The organism is Streptomyces profundus (assembly GCF_020740535.1).
In the GTDB taxonomy this organism is placed as follows: domain Bacteria; phylum Actinomycetota; class Actinomycetes; order Streptomycetales; family Streptomycetaceae; genus Streptomyces; species Streptomyces profundus.
Genome location: NZ_CP082362.1, coordinates 6,225,931 through 6,242,359, shown reverse-complemented (window position 1 = coordinate 6,242,359; position 16,429 = coordinate 6,225,931). Strand labels below are relative to the sequence as shown.

Genomic DNA, 16,429 nt, shown 5'->3' with positions numbered 1-16,429 from the left:
CCGGCCGAACGGTCGGGGATTTCGCGTGGAGGGCCTCAGCTCGCCGCGGCGCGCCAGTCGAGGTGGTGGAAGCGCTCGGCGCGCTCCAGGTCATAGGTGTCGGCGACCAGCTCCAGGGCGCTCAGCCCGTCCCGGTGCGCCGGCCGGCCGGCGGCGACCACCTCGGCGAACTCCGTGAGCAGGCCCCGGTACTCGTGGCGCAGCGAGGCCCTGAAGCCCGGGTGGTCCGCCAGCATGTCGGCGTGGATCTCCGTGCCGTCGGCCAGCAGGACGGCCACGTCCTTGGTCTCCCCCGGGTGGGACCAGTCCAGCTCCACCCGCGCCTCGGCGCCCATGGCCGCGGTCAGCCAGACGGTGGCCAGCCGGTCCACGCCCCGCCCGTCCCTGACCACCCGGGCGTCCACCACCCTTACCTGGCCCAGGAGTTGACGGACCAGATCGAAGGCGTGCGGCCCGTTGTCGGCCACACAGCCGCCGCCGCGGTGCGCCGGGTCGAGCTGCCAGGTGTCGTCGCCGACCTGCTCCTCGATCCGCTCCAGATAGCGGACGACGACGGACCGCACCGGCACCTCGACCGGCAGCCGACGCAGCAGCGCGCGTACCCGGTCGTTGTAGCGCCGGTGGAAGGCCGTGAACAGGGGGAGGTCACGGGCCTGGGCGAGCGCCGCCAACTCCCGTCCCTGGGTGGGGTTCAGCGCCAGCGGCTTCTCCACGCAGACGGGAACGCCGGCCAGCAGCGCGTCCCGGCAGAGCTCGGCGTGGGTGCCGGCGGGGCCGGTTACCACCAGCGCGTCGAGGTCGGCCCCGGCCAGCATGGCCAGGTGGCCGGTGTGGTGGGCGACGTGCCGGGGGAGCGAGCCGGCGGGCGGCCCCTGGTCGCAGACGGCGACCAGGTCCCACTGGGGCAGTTCCTCGACGGCCGCCAGATAGCAGCGGGCGGTGGCGCCGAGACCGGCGACGCCGATGCGGCGTGGTGAGGTCAACGTCGTTCCTTTCCCAGGGCAACTCCCGCTTCGACTGGGCGAGATGCGCTCCGGTGATCACATGTCCGGGCGACTGTCACAGCCGAATCCGGAGAGTGTCAAGTAATTCGAACAGCTGATACCTTAAAGTGTGAATCGCCCTGGGTGGGGCGCGCGCGGTGGAACGAGCGCTATAGGTTTGGGCCCACTGAGGCCGGTCGTGAGAAACAACCGGAAGCGACCGGGCGCCCAAGCGGCGCCGCCTCGAACAATCCCCGTTATTCCTCTCACCCTTGGCGGGCTCTCCTTGGCTTTTCGGAATTCCGAACAGGCGTTACGGGAAGGCGTTCCGTTCTTCTCCCAGGCCGCCTCGTTCGAACGGCAGTGGCCCCGAACGGCCGCCAGGATCCATGAGGTCTTCGACGACGGCAAGTTCTCCCACGGCGCCCAGGTGGCCGCGCTGGAGCGGGAGTTGGCCGACTACACGGGGGCCGGCTTCGTCATCGGGGTGAACAGCGGCACCGACGCGCTGGTGCTGCTGCTCCGGGCCTGCGGTCTGCGGCCCGGGGACGAGGTGCTGGTGCCCGCCTACTCGTTCGTCGCCACCGCCTCGTCCGTGGTGCTCGCCGGCGGGCGCCCCAGGTTCGTGGACATCGACCCGGCCAGCTACGCCATGGACCCGGCGGCGCTGCGGGCCGAGATCACCGGCGACAGCCGCTTCGTCATGCCGACGCATCTCTTCCACCAGCAGGCCGACATGGCCGCGATCGGCTCGATCGCCGCCGCGCACGGGCTGACCGTGGTGGAGGACAGCGCCGAGGCCATCGGCATGCGACAGGGCGGCGAGCACGCCGGGCTGCACGGCCGGGGCGGGGTGCTCTCCTTCTTCCCCAGCAAGACGCTGGGCGCCATCGGCGACGCGGGCGCCGTGCTCACCCACGACCCCGAGGTGGCCCAGACGGTGGCCGCGCTGCGCCACCACGGCCGGTTCGGGCGCACCCTGGCGCACTTTCCCGGCATCTCGGAGGAGACCGTGCTGCCGGGCGTCAACAGCAAGATGGACGACTTCCAGGCGGCGGTGCTCCGGGCGAGACTCCCCGAACTCGACGCCGCCATCCGCCGCCGCGCCGAACTCGCCGCCGCCTACGGGAAACGCCTGCGCGCCATTCCCGAAGTACGCCGACTGCCGGCGCCTTTCCCGACGAGTGACGATTCCCGTGGCGTGTTCTACGTCTATCTGGTGGAGGTGGAAGAGCGGGACGAACTCGTGGCCCGGCTGGCCGACGAGGGCATCGGCACGGAGACGTACTATCCGGTTCCGCTGCATCTCCAGCCCTGTTTCGCGGAACTCGGATACGGGCCCGGCCGATTCCCGGTGGCCGAGGCGGCGAGCGGGCGCGCCGTCGCACTGCCGCTCTATCCCGATCTGACCGAGCGGCAGCTGGAGTTGGTCTGCGACCGGATCGCCGCCTTCTACCAGGAGCGTCGGCGATGACCGAGCCGTCCATCCCGTTCTTCTCGCCGCGTCTCTTCGAGGAGGACCGCGAGAGGGCGCTGCGGTTGATCCATGAGATCGGCACCGCGCCCGAACAGCGGTTCATCCTCGGTGAGTTCAGCGCCCGGTTGGAGCGCGAGCTGGCCGACCGTCTCGGCGCGGGGCAGGTGGTGCTCTGCGGCAGCGGCACCAGCGCGCTCACCATGGCCCTGGCCGCCGTGGGCGTCGGCGCCGGCGACGAGGTGCTGGTGCCGGCGCTCGGCTGCGCCCCGCTGGCCGCCGCCGCCGTCTCCCTGGACGCGGTCCCGGTCTTCGCCGACGTGGACCCGCTGACCCTGACCATGGACCCCGAGGACGCGGAGGCCCGCGTCACTCCGCGCACCCGCGCGGTGGTGCCGGCGCATCTGTTCTCCGTGATGGCCGACATGCCGCGCTTCGCCGACCTGGCGAAGCGGCGGGGGCTGCGCCTGGTGGAGGATTCGGCGGTCGCCCAGGGCGCCGTGCTCCAGGGCCGGCCCGCCGGCCGGTGGGGGGAGATCGGGATCCTCTCCTTCGTCCAGGTCAAGTCCTTCGGCATGCCGGGCGAGGGCGGCGCTCTGGTCACCGACGACGACCGGCTCGCCGAGCTGCTGCGGATGTTCCGCAACCACGGCCAGCGCGCCGGCGAGCGGTTCACCCACCGGATGATCGGCTGGAACAGCAGGTTCGACGAACTCCAGGCCCGCTTCCAGCTGCACCGACTCGCAGGGCTGGCCGGCCGGTTGGCGCGCCGCGCCGCCATCGCCGACCGCTACACGGAGCGGCTGGCGCCGCTCGCGGAACGCGGCGTGCTGGTGCCGCCGGGCGGCGACGAGGGGCGCTGCGCCTATGTCTACACCGTGCTCGCCGACAATCGGGATGCCCTGTCGCGCTACCTCCAGGAACGGGGCGTGGCGACCCATGTCTACTATCCGCGCCCGCTGCCCCGGCATGCCGCGTTCGCCCGCCACGCACCGCCCGGCGCGCGGTGGCCCCGGGCCGAGCGGGCCAGCGCCCGGCTGGTCTCCCTGCCGCTCCACCCGGGCCTCACCGATGACCAGGTCGATTACGTAGCCGATCGCGTCACGGAGTTCACCGCACGTCGGCCCGTTTCCCACCCGTTGGCACGCCGCTCGCAGATGCCGGAGGCACCCACCCCATGACCCGTCACGTCGCGGCCCCACCCCGGGTCGCGCAGCGTCCGGAGAGCAAGCTCCGCAGCTATGCCCGGCTGGGCAAACTGGACGTCTACGACTACTACCCGAGCATCGCGGTGGCCCTCTCCGCCGCGATGTTCCCACTCGCGCGGTTCGGTGCCGACGCCGCCGGCACACTGGCGCTCTTCCTCTTCGGCGAGGTCCTCGTCGTGATGGCGATGGTGGCCCTGGACGACATCACCGGCTACCACGACGGCAGCGACGCGGCCAACTACGGCCCCGACCACCCGTTGCGCAACGTGCTCCGCAAGCCCCTGGTGGCCGGAACGCTGACGCTGCGGGAGGCACACCGCTTCGCATGGGGCTGCGCCGGGGCCGGCGCCGCGCTCTGGGCGGCGGGGGTGGCGATCGCCCCGCACCGGCCGGGCTGGGCGCTGCTCCTGATCGGGGTGCTGTTCGTGGTCGCCCTCCAGTACTCCTACGGCGTCAAGATCAGCTACCACGGCTTCCAGGAGATCTTCCTGGCCGGCCTCGGCGCCGGTCTGGTGGTGGCGCCCTACGCCCTGGTCGCCGGCGAGTTCTCCGGCTTCGTACTGGTGCAGGGCGTGCTCTTCGGCTGCGGCCCGCTGTTGTTCGGGGTGTACTCCAACACCAACGACATCGCCGGCGACCGGTCCGTCGGCCGGCGCACCGTGGCGGCCTCCGTCTCGCCCCGGGGCAACGCGGTGTTCATCGGGCTGCTTTCGGCCGGCGAGTTCCTGGTCGGCGCGGTGGCGTCGCTGACCGGGGTGGCGCCGTGGTGGTTCGTGCTGGCGATGCTGCCGGTGACCGCGCTGCGGCTGCGGCAGTTCGCGATCGGGTTCGGACTCGGGTTCGCGAGCGGCGACATCATGCGGGCACGGGCCCTTGGCTTCACGGTGCACCGGCTGTCGTTCGCGCTGCTGATCGGGGTCAACGTCGCGGTCGGCGCGGGGGGTTGGGGATGAGAACGGAGCTGGACGTGGCGGTGGTTGGCGCCGGCATCGCCGGTCTGAGCGCCGCCACGGAGCTGCGGCGCGCCGGGCGCGAGGTGCGGGTCTTCGAGGCGCTGGACCGGGTGGGCGGCCGGATGCGCAGCCTGCGCCAGAACGGCTTCACCATCGACGAGGGCGCCGAGCAGATCTCGGCCCAGGGCTACCGCGCCACCTGGCAGTTGGTGCGCCGCGCGGGGCTGCGGCCAGCCGAGGTGCCACGGATCGGCCGTGGCGTCGGCGTCTGGCGGAACGGCCGGGCGCATGTCGGCGTGGGCGGTTCCCTCGCGGTGCTCACCGGCGCGGGGCTCGCCCCCCGGGCCCGTCTCGACCTGGCGCGTTTCCTGGCCTGGACGGCACGGGCCGGTGACCTGCTGGACTGCGACCACCCGGAGCGCGGTCCGCTCGGCGCCGCGACGGTCGCCGAGTTCGCCCGCCGCTACCACCCGGACCTGCACGACTATCTGCTCCAGCCGCTGACCGGCGCGTTCTTCGGCTGGCACACCGCCAGATCCACCGCGGGGCCGGCCGTGAGCCTGCTGCGCGAGGTGGGCCCGGTGTCGGCCTGGCGCACCTACCGGGACGGCATGGACACCCTGGCCCGCCGCCTCGCCGCCCGGCTCGACGTGACGACCGGCAGCCCGGTGCGGGAGATCGTCGCCGACGGGAACACGGCCCGACTCACCGTCGGCGGGCGGACGTTGACGGCGCGGGCCGTGGTGGTGGCGGTGCCGGCGCCGGTGGCGTTCCAGCTCTGCGTCAACGCCCCGGACGAGGAGCGGCGGTTCCTGGACGCCTGCTCGTTCACGCCGGTGCTCAAGGTGAGTTGCGCGCTGCGCCGGCCGCTGGCGCCGCGTGCCCGGGGCGCGCTGTATGTGCTGCTCACCCCGGAGGCCGAGGAGGACACCCTGGCCGGGATCGTCGTCGACCACGCCAAGCACCCCGGGCGGGCGCCGGCCGGCCGTGGGCTGCTGAGCCTGATCGCCAGCCCACGGCAGGTGCCGGCGCTGCTCGGCGCGCCGCCGGACGAGGTGGTCCACCGGCTCACCCGGGCCGGGGAGCGCTTTGTGCCGGGGCTGACCGAGGCGCTGCTGGAGGCCAGGGTGCACGCCTTCGCCCACGGTCTGCCCGAGGCGACGCCGGCGGCGCTGGGGCTGCGCGCCGCTTTCCAGGACCGTCCGCCCGGGCCCGTCGAGTACGCCGGGGACTGGGTGATGCTGCGCCCGGCGAGCGAGGGCGCGGTGCGCTCGGGGGCGCTGGCCGCCGCGCGGGTGCTGAGCAGGCTGGGCGCCGAGGCCGCGCGGGAGAACACCGAGGCATGGACACGAGAGAGGGGAGTCAGCCGTGAGACCGCATGACATGGGGGTGCTGTTCGACGAGTGCGCCCAGCGGGGTGGCGCCACCCTGGTCCATCTGGACCGTCCCTTCGACCTGCCGACGGAGCGCAGGACCAGCTATGACCTGGCCCAACTCGCCACGCTTGTCGAGGAGACGGCCGGCTGGCTGGCCGCCGCCGGCGTCGGCCCCGGGCACCTGGTGGCGATCGTCAAGGACAACCACTGGGACTACGACCTGCTGGCCTGCGCGGCCATCCGGCTCGGCGCCGTGCCGGCGCAGCTGACCGCGCGGCTGACGGGCGAGCCGCTGATGGTGTTGCTGGCGCGGCTGAGTCCGCGGCTGCTGGTCACCACCGCCGCGCTGCTGCGGCGGGAGCGCGCGGCCGGGCTCGATCCGGCGGGGCTCGCCGAGCGCACGGTGGTGCTGGACGCGCCGATCGAGGGCGCGATCCCCGTCGACGAGGTGCGCGGCTCCACCGCGCCCGCGCCCAGGGGGCGGGGCGATGACGAGCTTCTCGTCATCCACCACACCTCAGGCACCACCGGTGTGCCGAAGCTGGTGGGGCACTCGACGCGGACGATCATCCACAAGCTGGCCCGCCCCGAGGCCGTGCGGCTGCCGAAAATCGCCGTCCGGCGGGACGACACGGTGGTCAACGCCAGCTCCTACGCGCATGGCCGGACGTTCTGCTGGACGGCCAGCGTGTTCTGTCTGGCGCCCAGGGAGATCGCGATCCTCACCCGCCAGACCGTCGACGAGGCTGATCTCTTCCTGCGCGCCCACCCGCCGACCGTGCTGGAGGCGCTGCCCGCCACCTTCGCCGAACTCCGCCCGCTGACCGCCCGGTTGGACCAGCCGTTCCGTCGCGTCCGGCTCTTCATCAGCACCTATGACGCGGTGCACCCGCCGACCCTGCGCGCCTATCTGGGGGCCACCGGGCGTCGGGGCGCGGTGTGGATGCAGGGCTGGGGGCAGACCGAGACGGGACCCTTGACGTTCCGTTTCCACACCAGGCGCGGGCTGCGCCGCACCGATGCGACGGACGCCAGGCACCTGGGGCGTCCGGTGCCGTTCAAGACCAGGCTGCGGGTGGTGGACCCGGCGACGTTCGCGCCGCTCCCGGCGGGCCGCCCCGGGCTGGTCCTGGTCAGGACGGCGGCCCGCGCGCCCTCCTATGTCGGGGAGGTCGGACGCTGGCGGGCGAAGGCGCGGGGCGCCTGGTGGAACACGGGCGACATCGCCGTCCGCGACCGGTCGGGGGCGGTGCGGCTGCTGGACCGGGAGGTGGATCACGTGCCCGGCGTCAGCTGCCTCGAACTGGAGGACGTGCTGGAGAGCCGGCTGCCGTGGGTGCGGGAGTGCGTGCTGCTCACCCCGGCGGGCCGGCGCCCGCTGCCGGTGCTGGTCACGGCCGACGGGACGCTGGACGGGGTGGCGTTCAAGAGCGCCGTCGAGGACCTCCCACCGCTGGACGAGCCGGTGGCGATGACCGAGGCGGCGGTGCCCCGCACCGGCACGGGGAAGGTGCGCCGGCACGCGCTGCTGGAGCGGCTGACCGGCCGCTCCGACACCTCGGGCACCGGGCGGTGGACGTGATGGCCGACGTGCGGGGAGCGGCCGACCCGCACTACGTCTTCGAGCCGCACCGGGTGCACAGCGGCGAGCACCACCGATGGCTCTCGGCCGCCTTCGACCCGGTCACCCTGACCCGGCTGGCCGCCACCGGCGTCACCAGGGGCTGGCGCTGTCTGGACGTGGGCGCCGGCGCCGGCAGCGTGGCGCGCTGGCTGGCCGAGCGGGTCGCCCCCGAGGGGGAGGTGGTCGCCACCGATCTGGCCCCGTCGCCCGATCTGACGGGGCTCGGGCTGGTGCCGCTGGCGCATGACATCGTCAACGACCCGATGCCGCCCGGCCGGTTCGACCTGATCGTGGTGCGGCTGCTGCTCCAGCACCTGCCGGGCCGGCAGGCCGTGCTGGAGCGGCTGGTCGGGGCGCTGGCGCCGGGCGGCTGGCTCCAGATCGACGAGTTCGACGTCTCCTACGAGCCGCCGCTGCTGACCCCCGATGTGCGGGCCGAGCGGCTCTACCGGAAGTTCCTGGCCGCCAAGGCGGCGGTGATGCGCGCGGCCGGCGGCAATCCGCACTGGGGCCGGCAGGTGGCCTCGGCGATGCGCGACGCCGGGCTCGTCGAGATCGACCCGCGCCCGCATATCGAGCTCCGCACCCCCGAATCCGCGAGCCTGCGGCTCCAGGTGCACCACACCCACCACCTCAGGGAGCGGCTGCTGGCCGCCGGGATGACGCACGGGGAACTCGCCGAGGTGCGCGCCGTGATGAACGATCCGTCGTTCCGCGCGGCGTCCAGCGTCCTCTACTCGGTGCAGGGCCGGCGTCCGCCCGTCGAGGGGGGCACGCCGGCCGTGGGCCCTCACCAGTAGCCGGTGCGCCCGTCGATCAGTTCGCGGATGGCGTCCAGATGGCCGGCATGGCGTGCGGTCTCCTCCAGCATGTGCAGCAGCATCCAGCGCAGGCTGGCGTCCCCCTCGGCGCGCTCGCGGTTGCGGCCGACGTCGTCGAGGGAGTGGGCCGCGACGATCTCGTCGGAGACGGCGCACTGGCGGGCGTAGTCGTCGAGCAGGTGGGCGAGCGGGATGCCGGCGGCCCGCATGCCGTCGTCCTTGACGCCGGAGAACTGCGGGTTGTCGGCGCCGGAGCGGTCGAGGAACTTCACCTCGAACCAGGCGTGCTCGACCCAGCGCAGATGGCGGACCAGTCCCGCCACGGTCATCAGCGGGGAGGACGGCAGCACGGAGCGGTGCGCGTCGGCCTCGCTCAGGTCCTCGCACTTGAGCCGCACGATCTGGCGTTGCAGCGCCAACCAGCCGAGCAGTTGGGTGCGTTCGTCGGCGGCCAGGGGTGGACGTCTCCGTTGGTCCGGCATCCGGGTGAGCCTACTGGGGCCGCCGAGCGGTCCGCGGGTCGTTTTCCCGCCGGCGCGCCCCGGGGTGGTCGGGCGCCCGGGCGCCGGCTTGACGTATGCCGATATCGGCATACGATCGTCGCATGGCACGAGCAGCGACGACGTCGGACGTCTTCAACGCGATAGCCGAGCCGCAGCGCCGGGAGATCCTGGTGCTGCTGCGGGCGGGTGAGCGGTCGGTGACCGAGTTGGCCGAGGAGTTGGGGATGACCCAGCCGGGGGCGTCCAAACACCTGCGGGTGCTCCGGGAGGTCGGTCTTGTGCGCGACCGCAGGGCGGGCAAGCGGCGCCTGTACGGCCTTGACGCCGACGGGCTGCGCGCGGTCCACGAGTGGACCGGCGGTTTCGAGCGGTTCTGGAACGAGAGCTTCGACCGACTGGACGCCTATGTGCGGGACCTGAAGCAGACAAGGGAAACGGAGTAGCTGATGAGCACGCCAGGAGAGGGAACGCCGGCGCGGTCGGCGACGGCCGACCGCGAGATCGTGATCTCCCGGGTGGTCGACGCCCCCCGGGAGCTGGTGTTCGAGGCGTTCACGGAGGTGCGGCACCTGTCGCGGTGGTGGGGTCCTGAGGGGTTCACCACCACCACCCGGGCGTTCGAGTTCCGCGTCGGCGGGGCGTGGGACTTCGTGATGCACGGACCGGACGGGACGGACTACCAGGAGTGGATCTCCTGGACCGAGCTCGTCCCGCCGGAGCGGATCGCGATGCTCCACGGTGAGACCCGGGACGACCCGAACGCCTTCGAGTCGGTCCTAACGTTCGAGCCCGACGGCGCGGCGACCCGGGTCGAGATGCTCACGGTGTTCCCCACCAAGGAGCTGCGCGACGAGGCGGTCGAGAAGTACCACGCGGTCGAGGGCGGCCGGCAGACCCTGGGCAACCTGGCCGCCTATGTCACCGAGACCCTTCGGAAGGGAGTCGAGGGCTGATGGCCGGCAAGGTGTTCTTCAGCGTGTCGATGTCGCTGGACGGTTTCATCGCGCCCGAGTCCTCCGAGGAGTTGATGGGGCGGCAGTGGATGGAACTCCAGCGGTGGGTCTTCCCGCAGCGGTTCTTCCGGGAGAACCTGAAGCTGGGCGAGGGCGGCGAGGAGGGGCGCGACAACGACATCGTGCGGGAGACGTTCGAGCGCACCGGCGCGAGCGTGATGGGCAAGCGCATGTTCGACGCCGGCGAGCGGATGTGGCCCGAGGAGGCGCCGTTCCACACGCCGGTCTTCGTCGTGACACACGAGAGGCGTGACCCCTGGGAGCTGCCGGGCGGAACCACGTTCCACTTCGTCAACGACGGCATCGAGTCCGCGCTCGGCCAGGCCGGCGAGGCCGCCGGCGACCGGGACGTCCGCGTCGCCGGCGGCGGCGCGACGATCCTGGAGTACGTCAACGCGGGCCTGGTCGACGAGTTCTCGATCGCGCTGTCCCCGGTGCTGTTCGGCTCCGGAGTCCGCCTGTTCGAGGGCGTGGACGCGGGCCGCGTGGCCCTGGAGCAGGTCCGTGCCGAGCCCTCCCCGAGGGCGACGCATGTGACCTACGCCGTCCGGGAGCGGTGACCGTCCCGAACCCGCCATCCCCGATGACCCGCGCGATACGGGGCGTGGTGTGCTCTGCTCCCGGTATGGAGCAGAGCACACCACCCCCGCCGCCGTCGGACGAGGACCGGGAGGCGGCGATGCGGATCGAGCGGGCCAGGGACGAGGCGGAACGGCTCGCCGCGTCCCTCACCCGGCTCTGGGACGGCGTGGTCGACGCCGCCGCCGGGACCAACAACGACGACGAGCACGATCCCGAGGGCTCGACCCTGGCGTTCGAGCGCGAACAGCTCAGGGCCAGAAGGGACCAGGTGCGCGCCGAACTCGAAGCGCTCGACCTGGCCGCCGAACGGCTGCGCGAGGGGACCTACCGGGTGTGCGAACGCTGCGGCGAACCGATCGCCCCAGCCCGCCTCGACGCCCGCCCCACCGCCCGCACCTGCGTACCCTGCGCCAGCGGAGCGCGGCGCTGAGGGGGGCGGTGGCCGGCCTCGGGCCGGGCCTCAGATCAGGCCGAGGGAGAGCATCGCGTCGGCGACCTTGGTGTAGGCGGCGATGTTGGCACCGGCCACGTAGTTGCCCGGCATCCCGTACTCGTCCGCGGTCTCGGCGCAGCTGGTGTGGATGCCGCGCATGATCTCCTGTAGCCGCCGCTCGGAGTAGTCGAAGCTCCAGGAGTCGCGGGAGGCGTTCTGCTGCATCTCCAGTGCCGAGGTCGCGACGCCGCCAGCGTTGGCCGCCTTGCCCGGGCCGTAGGCGATGCCGGCGTCCTGGAAGATCCGGATGCCCTCGGGCGTGGTGGGCATGTTGGCGCCCTCGCCGACCGCGACGCAGCCGTTCTCGAGGAGCAGCGCGGCCTCCTTGCCGGTGATCTCGTTCTGCGTCGCGCAGGGCAGGGCCACCTGGCTGGGAATGTCCCAGACCTGCCGGCCCGGCACGAACCTCGCGTGCCGGACGGTGTCCGCGTAGACGTCGAGCCGCTCGCGGCGCTCTTCCTTGATCTCCTTGAGCAGGGCGACGTCGATGCCCTTCTCGTCGTGGACATAGCCGCCGGAGTCGGAGCAGCCGACGACCCGGGCGCCGAGTTGGTGGGCCTTCTCTATGGCGTAGATGGCGACGTTGCCGGATCCGGAGACCGTGACGGTCTTGCCCTCCAGGCTGTCGCCCCTGGCCAGCAGCATCTCCTGGACGAAGAAGACGCAGCCGTAGCCGGTGGCCTCGGCCCGCACCTGGGCGCCGCCGTAGGTGAGCCCCTTGCCGGTGAGGACGCCGGACTCGTAGCGGTTGGTGATCCGCTTGTACTGGCCGAAGAGATAGCCGATCTCCCGGCCGCCGACGCCGACGTCGCCGGCCGGCACATCGGTGTACTCGCCGATATGGCGGTGCAGTTCGGTCATGAAGCTCTGACAGAACCGCATCACCTCGCGGTCCGAGCGGCCCTTGGGGTCGAAGTCGGCGCCGCCCTTGCCGCCGCCGATGGGCAGCCCGGTCAGCGCGTTCTTGAAGATCTGCTCGAAGCCGAGGAACTTGACGGTGCCGAGACGCACGGAGGGGTGGAAGCGCAGGCCGCCCTTGTAGGGGCCGAGGGTGCTGTTGAACTCGACGCGGAAGCCGCGGTTGATGTGGATCTCGCCGCGGTCGTCCTCCCAGGGGATCCGGAAGATGATCTGGCGCTCGGGCTCGCAGAGGCGCGCGACGATCTTCGCGTCGGTGTACCTGGGGTGCTTGCCGAGGACGGGGCCGATGCTCTCCAGGACCTCCCGGACGGCCTGGTGGAACTCCTCCTCCCCCGGGTTCCTGGCCAGCACCTCGGCGTAGACACTCTCTGACCTCTCGTGCAAAGGCACGGCGTCCTCCAACTCCTGGCATCCCAAAGGACCCCACGCGGGGGTTCCGTCGGGAGGCTGATCGTGCTCCGAGCCTGGCACAGGGCACGACGCTGTGCCTGCTGGCTCGGGCGCTCGGGCGATAACACGCCCCCGTCACTGTATACAGCCAGCTGGCGGGCGCGAAAGGGTCTCGACCCGAGCGCCGTGCGGGACCTCGCGCGCCCTCTTTCTGAACGGTCGCCGACGCTTCCTGAGCGCTGACTCAGCACGCGCGCGCCCCGGCACGATGGGTGCCGGGGCGTGCGCTCAGGGCCTCGGGGTACTCAGGGCACTCAGGGCCTCGGGGCGCTGGGCGTGCTCAGGGTGCGGACGGCGGGCGGTAGTGGACGCCGAGGGCGTCGAGCAGCGGGAGGTGGCCGGCCAGCCGGCGCCGGAAGTCGGCGAGGTCCCGTGGCTCGGCGGACCAGCCGATCTCGGCGACGGCGCCCAGCCGGGGGAACGCCTGCCACTCGGCGAGCGCGGTCGTCGGCAGGTACTCGCTCCACAACTGCGCCTGGACGCCCAGGGCGGTGGCGGGCGGCCGATAGCCGTAGACCTTCTCAAGCGGCAGGCCGGCGCCGATGGCCAGCGGCTCGTCCGGGCCCTCGCTCTCGGCGTAGTTCAGATAGGTGTGCTCCTCGGGGGCGGCGACCAGGTCGAGCCCCGAACGTTCGGCGAGCGCCACCCGTTCGACGTTCTGCCAGGCGAAGACGGCGGCGCCCTCGGGCACGCCCTCCTCGATCAGCTCGTCCCAGACGCCGACCCGCCGCCCGCGCTTGGCCAGATGGTCGGCCAGCCGCCCGGACCACCAGCCCAGCAGCCGCTCGGGGCCGGCCAGGCCCTCGGCCGCCGCCCGTTCGCGCGCCTCGGCGCTGGCCACCCACTCGTGGGTCGGCACCTCGTCGCCGCCGATGTGCACATACTCGAACGGGAAGACGTCCACCAGCTCGTCCAGCACATCGGTGACGAACTCCACCGTCCGCTCGCGGGCGTTGAGCACATGACGGGAGATGCCCCACTCGATGCGCACCGGCAGCTGGCGCTCGGGGTCGTTGCCGAGCCAGGGATAGGCGGAGATGGCGGCCTGCATATGGCCGGGCGCGTCGATCTCGGGCATGATCCGCACGCCGCGCGCGGCGGCGTGGGCGACCAGCTCGCGCAGCTCGCCCTGGGTGTAGAAGCCGCCGTGCGGAACGGAGTTGTTGCGCCCGTCCCGGGCGTGGCCGACCGGCGTTCCCGTGCGGTGCGCGCCGATCTCGGTCAGCAGCGGATAGCGCGCCACCTCGAAGCGCCAGCCCTGGTCGTCGGTGAGGTGGAGATGGAGCGTGTTGAGCTTGTAGAGCGCCATCAGGTCGACATAGCGACGGAGGAAGGAGAGCGGGAACCAGTGCCGTGCCACGTCCAGATGCGAGCCGCGCCAGCGGTAGCGCGGCCGGTCCTCGATCTCGACCAGCGGGAGCCCGCCGTCGCGCCAGAGCTGACGCAGGGTCTGCACCGCCCAGCCCAGGCCGGTCAACGTGGCGGCGGTGCCGCGCGCCCCGTCCTCGTCGATCACCAGCCGGTAGCCCTCGTCGCCCAGGCTCTGGTCGTCCCGCAGGGTCAGTTCGATCCCGGGCCCCGAGCCGGTGAGGCCGAGGTAGTCGCGGACCAGCTCGGCGACCCCGTCCGGCGCCTGGACGCCGGCCTCGGGGCCGAGGGCGAGGCGGCCCGGACGCGTCCGCAGCGTCTCGGGGCGGGGGATGAGGGGCGGTGCCCCTTCGGTGTTCTCGGTGGTGGTGGCTGCCGTCGTCTGCTGCGCGTCGTCCCGCACGTGCCGACTCCAAGATCTCGTAGGGCCTCTTCGACGCTAACCGCCACCGGGGCCGCTGCCAAGGCTCCCAGGCGAAAAGGTCTGTACCAATATGCGGCGGCGCCCAGGGCGCACTTTCGCCGGGAGAGGCGGAACTTTCTCTTGACGCGGGGCAAAGGCATTCCTACGTTGTGCGCCGTGGCGAACGCGGTGCAGGCGTCCCGCCCGTCGTGCAGAACGCAGGATTCGCACCTCGTAGGAACGGCAGGACCTCGCCCATGTGTTACGGAATCTCTGACGACAAGGCGCTGGCCACCGCCCGCGCCGGGCTCTCCCCCAGCAGACGCGCGATGCTGCGCGGCGCGGCGGCCGGGGCGCTGGGCGCCTCGGCCCTCGCCGCCGGCGTGGCGACGGCGCCGGCGGCCTCGGCCGCGCCCCGCCGAGGCGGCGGCCGGCTCCGGGTGCCACGGGACCGGATCAGCATCCAGCTCTACACCGTGCGCGACGCGCTGACCGGCGAACCGGGGTTCGACGACTCACTGCGCCATATCGCCGGCGCCGGCTACCCGAGGGTCGAGCAGGCGCTCGGCTTCTTCGGCCGGACCGCCAAGGAACTCCGCGCCTTCTACCGCCAGTTGGGCATCCGCGCCACGTCCAGCCACAACGACATCAGCCCGGACGAAGAGGAGTTGAAGACCAAGCTGAAGGACGCCAGGACGCTGGGGCAGTCCTTCATCAACGTGCCCTGGCTCTCCTCGGAGGACGCCGACGACTGGCGGCGCTGGGCCGAGCAGATGAACCACGAGGCGGCCAAGGCCCGCCGCTACGGGCTGCGTTACGGCTACCACAACCACGCGCACGAGTTCACCACCGACCTCGGCGGCGGGCTGACGCCCTGGTCGATCCTCACCTCGGAGCTCGATCCGCGCCTGGTCCATCTGGAGATCGACATCTACTGGGCCGTCACCGCCGCCATCGAGAGCGGCGACGGCGTCGACGACCCCGAGCGCTACACCCTGGACGTGATCCGCTCGGCGCCCCAGCGGACCCTCCAGTACCACGTGAAGGACCGCGACCCGGAGACCGGCGACATGGCGGACCCCGGCACCGGCATGATCGACTTCCCCCGGATCTTCCGCGCCCATCCGGTGCGGGAGTACATCGTGGAGAACGACACCCCGGATGTGACCCCGCTGCACACGGCCGATGTCGGCTACGCCTATCTGCGCGACCTCAGCTGCTGACCCGTCAGCCGACCGGCAGTGACCCGCCCGACCGGGCGCCGGAGGCGGCGGCCTCCGGCGCCCGTCGCGCGGGTCACTCCCCGCGCGCCCGGCCGATGGCCCCGGCCAGGGTGTCGAAGAACCTGGCCTGCGCCGAACGGCTGGGCGGGAGCTCCGGATTCCACGGCACCACCACCGCCGAGGACGCCAACGCCCGCCAGCCGTCGGTGTGTTCGAAGACGTCCGGGCGGGCGGCGTTGGCCCGCACATCGGTGAGCACGATGCCGGGAGCGAGCGCCAGGGCATCCGCCCAGCCGCCGGCGGCCCAGTTCGTCCCCTCCCCCGCCGGCGGGGCGACCAGCGTCACCCCGTGCTCGGCCAGCGCCCGCAGATCGGGCCAGACCGTTCCCCTGGCCAGATAGGCGGCGTCGGCACCGGCTGGGGACAGCGCCAGCACCCTGACCTCGGGGCCCGAGGCGGCCACCGCGCGCAACCGCTCCCCCGCGCCGGTCAGTTGCTCGGCGCCATCGGCCGTGGCCACGTCCCCGGTGACGCCCAGGGACCGGACCAAGGCGACCAGCCGCCCCGCCACCTCGCCGAGGCCCCGCCCCGGGCCGACGTCCAGGGCGACCACCGGGACCCGGGCCGCCAGCTCCTGGGCCACCCGCTCGTCCACGCCGTAGAGCGACTTGCCGTCATAGGTCACGCCGACGAGCAACTCCGGCTCGGCGGCCAGCAGTCGCTCGACGTGCAGGGCGCCGCCCGCGCCGAAGTACGGGACCTCGTCCAGCGGCAGCAGCCCGGACTTCGCCGGATCGGGGGTGTCCCCGTCGTGCTGCGAACCGAAGTGCCCGGCCGGACGCACCCCCTCGTCCCACAGCGCCGCCGCGATCTGCCCGTAGCCGACGACCCGCTCCGGCGGACGGGACAGCGTCACCCGCACCCCCCGATCGTCCTCGAACTCCCACCCCGGCCCACCGCCGGTCGCCCCGATGTGTTCCCGCGTCATGAGATGCCCCTTTCCCTGGGTGATCCCGGTGCCTCGCCCGGGTCCC

Annotated in this window: 16 protein-coding genes; 11 read left to right on the top strand and 5 right to left on the bottom strand. The window is 72.7% G+C overall.

Annotated features, from left to right (window positions below; translation table 11 throughout):
* Positions 1–35: 35 nt before the first annotated feature.
* Complete coding sequence (locus K4G22_RS26995; protein WP_228083059.1) at positions 36–983, bottom strand: Gfo/Idh/MocA family protein; 948 nt, start codon at positions 981–983, stop codon at positions 36–38.
* Positions 984–1,269: 286 nt separating this feature from the next.
* Here K4G22_RS26995 and K4G22_RS26990 point away from each other — a divergent pair, with 286 nt between their 5' ends.
* The 6 genes from K4G22_RS26990 to K4G22_RS26965 are packed head-to-tail and all read left to right on the top strand — an operon-like array spanning position 1,270 to position 8,418.
* Positions 1,270–2,457, top strand: coding sequence for a DegT/DnrJ/EryC1/StrS family aminotransferase (locus K4G22_RS26990; RefSeq protein WP_228083058.1), 1,188 nt, complete (start codon positions 1,270–1,272; stop codon positions 2,455–2,457).
* Positions 2,454–3,638: a DegT/DnrJ/EryC1/StrS family aminotransferase gene (locus K4G22_RS26985; protein WP_228083057.1), complete on the top strand. Its 1,185-nt coding sequence runs from the start codon at positions 2,454–2,456 to the stop codon at positions 3,636–3,638. The genes K4G22_RS26990 and K4G22_RS26985 overlap by 4 nt, the downstream gene beginning before the upstream one ends.
* Positions 3,635–4,618 carry a UbiA family prenyltransferase gene (locus K4G22_RS26980; RefSeq protein WP_228083056.1) on the top strand — a complete coding sequence of 328 codons (984 nt, stop codon included), beginning with the start codon at positions 3,635–3,637 and terminating at the stop codon, positions 4,616–4,618. The genes K4G22_RS26985 and K4G22_RS26980 overlap by 4 nt, the downstream gene beginning before the upstream one ends.
* A complete protein-coding gene (locus tag K4G22_RS26975; protein ID WP_228083055.1) occupies positions 4,615–6,000 on the top strand; it encodes a protoporphyrinogen/coproporphyrinogen oxidase in 1,386 nt (461 codons plus the stop codon). Before K4G22_RS26980 ends, K4G22_RS26975 begins: the two co-directional genes overlap by 4 nt.
* Positions 5,987–7,576 (top strand): class I adenylate-forming enzyme family protein, encoded by a 1,590-nt coding sequence (locus K4G22_RS26970; RefSeq protein ID WP_322785140.1) that lies wholly within the window; start codon positions 5,987–5,989, stop codon positions 7,574–7,576. The genes K4G22_RS26975 and K4G22_RS26970 overlap by 14 nt, the downstream gene beginning before the upstream one ends.
* On the top strand, positions 7,576–8,418 hold the full coding sequence (locus tag K4G22_RS26965) for a class I SAM-dependent methyltransferase (protein WP_228083054.1): 843 nt from the start codon (positions 7,576–7,578) through the stop codon (positions 8,416–8,418). Before K4G22_RS26970 ends, K4G22_RS26965 begins: the two co-directional genes overlap by 1 nt.
* Here K4G22_RS26965 and K4G22_RS26960 read toward each other — a convergent pair.
* The gene (locus K4G22_RS26960) at positions 8,409–8,921 is read right to left on the bottom strand and encodes a DinB family protein (RefSeq protein ID WP_228083053.1); all 513 of its coding nucleotides are present in this window, start codon (positions 8,919–8,921) and stop codon (positions 8,409–8,411) included. The two genes, K4G22_RS26965 and K4G22_RS26960, sit on opposite strands and share 10 nt — an antisense overlap.
* 122 nt (positions 8,922–9,043) lie before the next feature.
* On the opposite strand from K4G22_RS26960, the gene K4G22_RS26955 reads away from it, so the two are divergent.
* The 4 genes from K4G22_RS26955 (at position 9,044) to K4G22_RS26940 (ending at position 10,967) form a co-directional block, all read left to right on the top strand.
* On the top strand, positions 9,044–9,385 hold the full coding sequence (locus K4G22_RS26955) for an ArsR/SmtB family transcription factor (RefSeq protein WP_228083052.1): 342 nt from the start codon (positions 9,044–9,046) through the stop codon (positions 9,383–9,385).
* A 3-nt stretch (positions 9,386–9,388) separates the two neighbouring features.
* Positions 9,389–9,895: an SRPBCC family protein gene (locus K4G22_RS26950; RefSeq protein WP_228083051.1), complete on the top strand. Its 507-nt coding sequence runs from the start codon at positions 9,389–9,391 to the stop codon at positions 9,893–9,895.
* A complete protein-coding gene (locus K4G22_RS26945; protein WP_228083050.1) occupies positions 9,895–10,515 on the top strand; it encodes a dihydrofolate reductase family protein in 621 nt (206 codons plus the stop codon). The genes K4G22_RS26950 and K4G22_RS26945 overlap by 1 nt, the downstream gene beginning before the upstream one ends.
* A 65-nt stretch (positions 10,516–10,580) precedes the next feature.
* Positions 10,581–10,967, top strand: coding sequence for a TraR/DksA family transcriptional regulator (locus K4G22_RS26940; protein WP_228083049.1), 387 nt, complete (start codon positions 10,581–10,583; stop codon positions 10,965–10,967).
* 30 nt (positions 10,968–10,997) lie between these two features.
* Here the strand turns inward: K4G22_RS26940 and gdhA are convergent, their stop codons facing one another.
* Positions 10,998–12,341, bottom strand: a complete 1,344-nt coding sequence (gene gdhA, locus K4G22_RS26935; RefSeq protein ID WP_228083048.1) for an NADP-specific glutamate dehydrogenase — start codon at positions 12,339–12,341, stop codon at positions 10,998–11,000.
* Between the two features lie 340 nt (positions 12,342–12,681).
* Entirely contained in the window at positions 12,682–14,172 is a 1,491-nt protein-coding gene (locus K4G22_RS26930; RefSeq protein ID WP_228083047.1) for a beta-N-acetylhexosaminidase, read from the bottom strand.
* A 257-nt stretch (positions 14,173–14,429) separates the two neighbouring features.
* Between K4G22_RS26930 and K4G22_RS26925 the strand changes: the two genes are divergently transcribed.
* Positions 14,430–15,395: a sugar phosphate isomerase/epimerase family protein gene (locus tag K4G22_RS26925; protein WP_228083046.1), complete on the top strand. Its 966-nt coding sequence runs from the start codon at positions 14,430–14,432 to the stop codon at positions 15,393–15,395.
* A gap of 73 nt (positions 15,396–15,468) precedes the next feature.
* On the opposite strand, the gene K4G22_RS26920 is transcribed toward K4G22_RS26925, so the two are convergent.
* A complete protein-coding gene (locus K4G22_RS26920) occupies positions 15,469–16,383 on the bottom strand; it encodes a TroA family protein (RefSeq protein ID WP_228084303.1) in 915 nt (304 codons plus the stop codon).
* Positions 16,384–16,429: the final 46 nt, after the last annotated feature.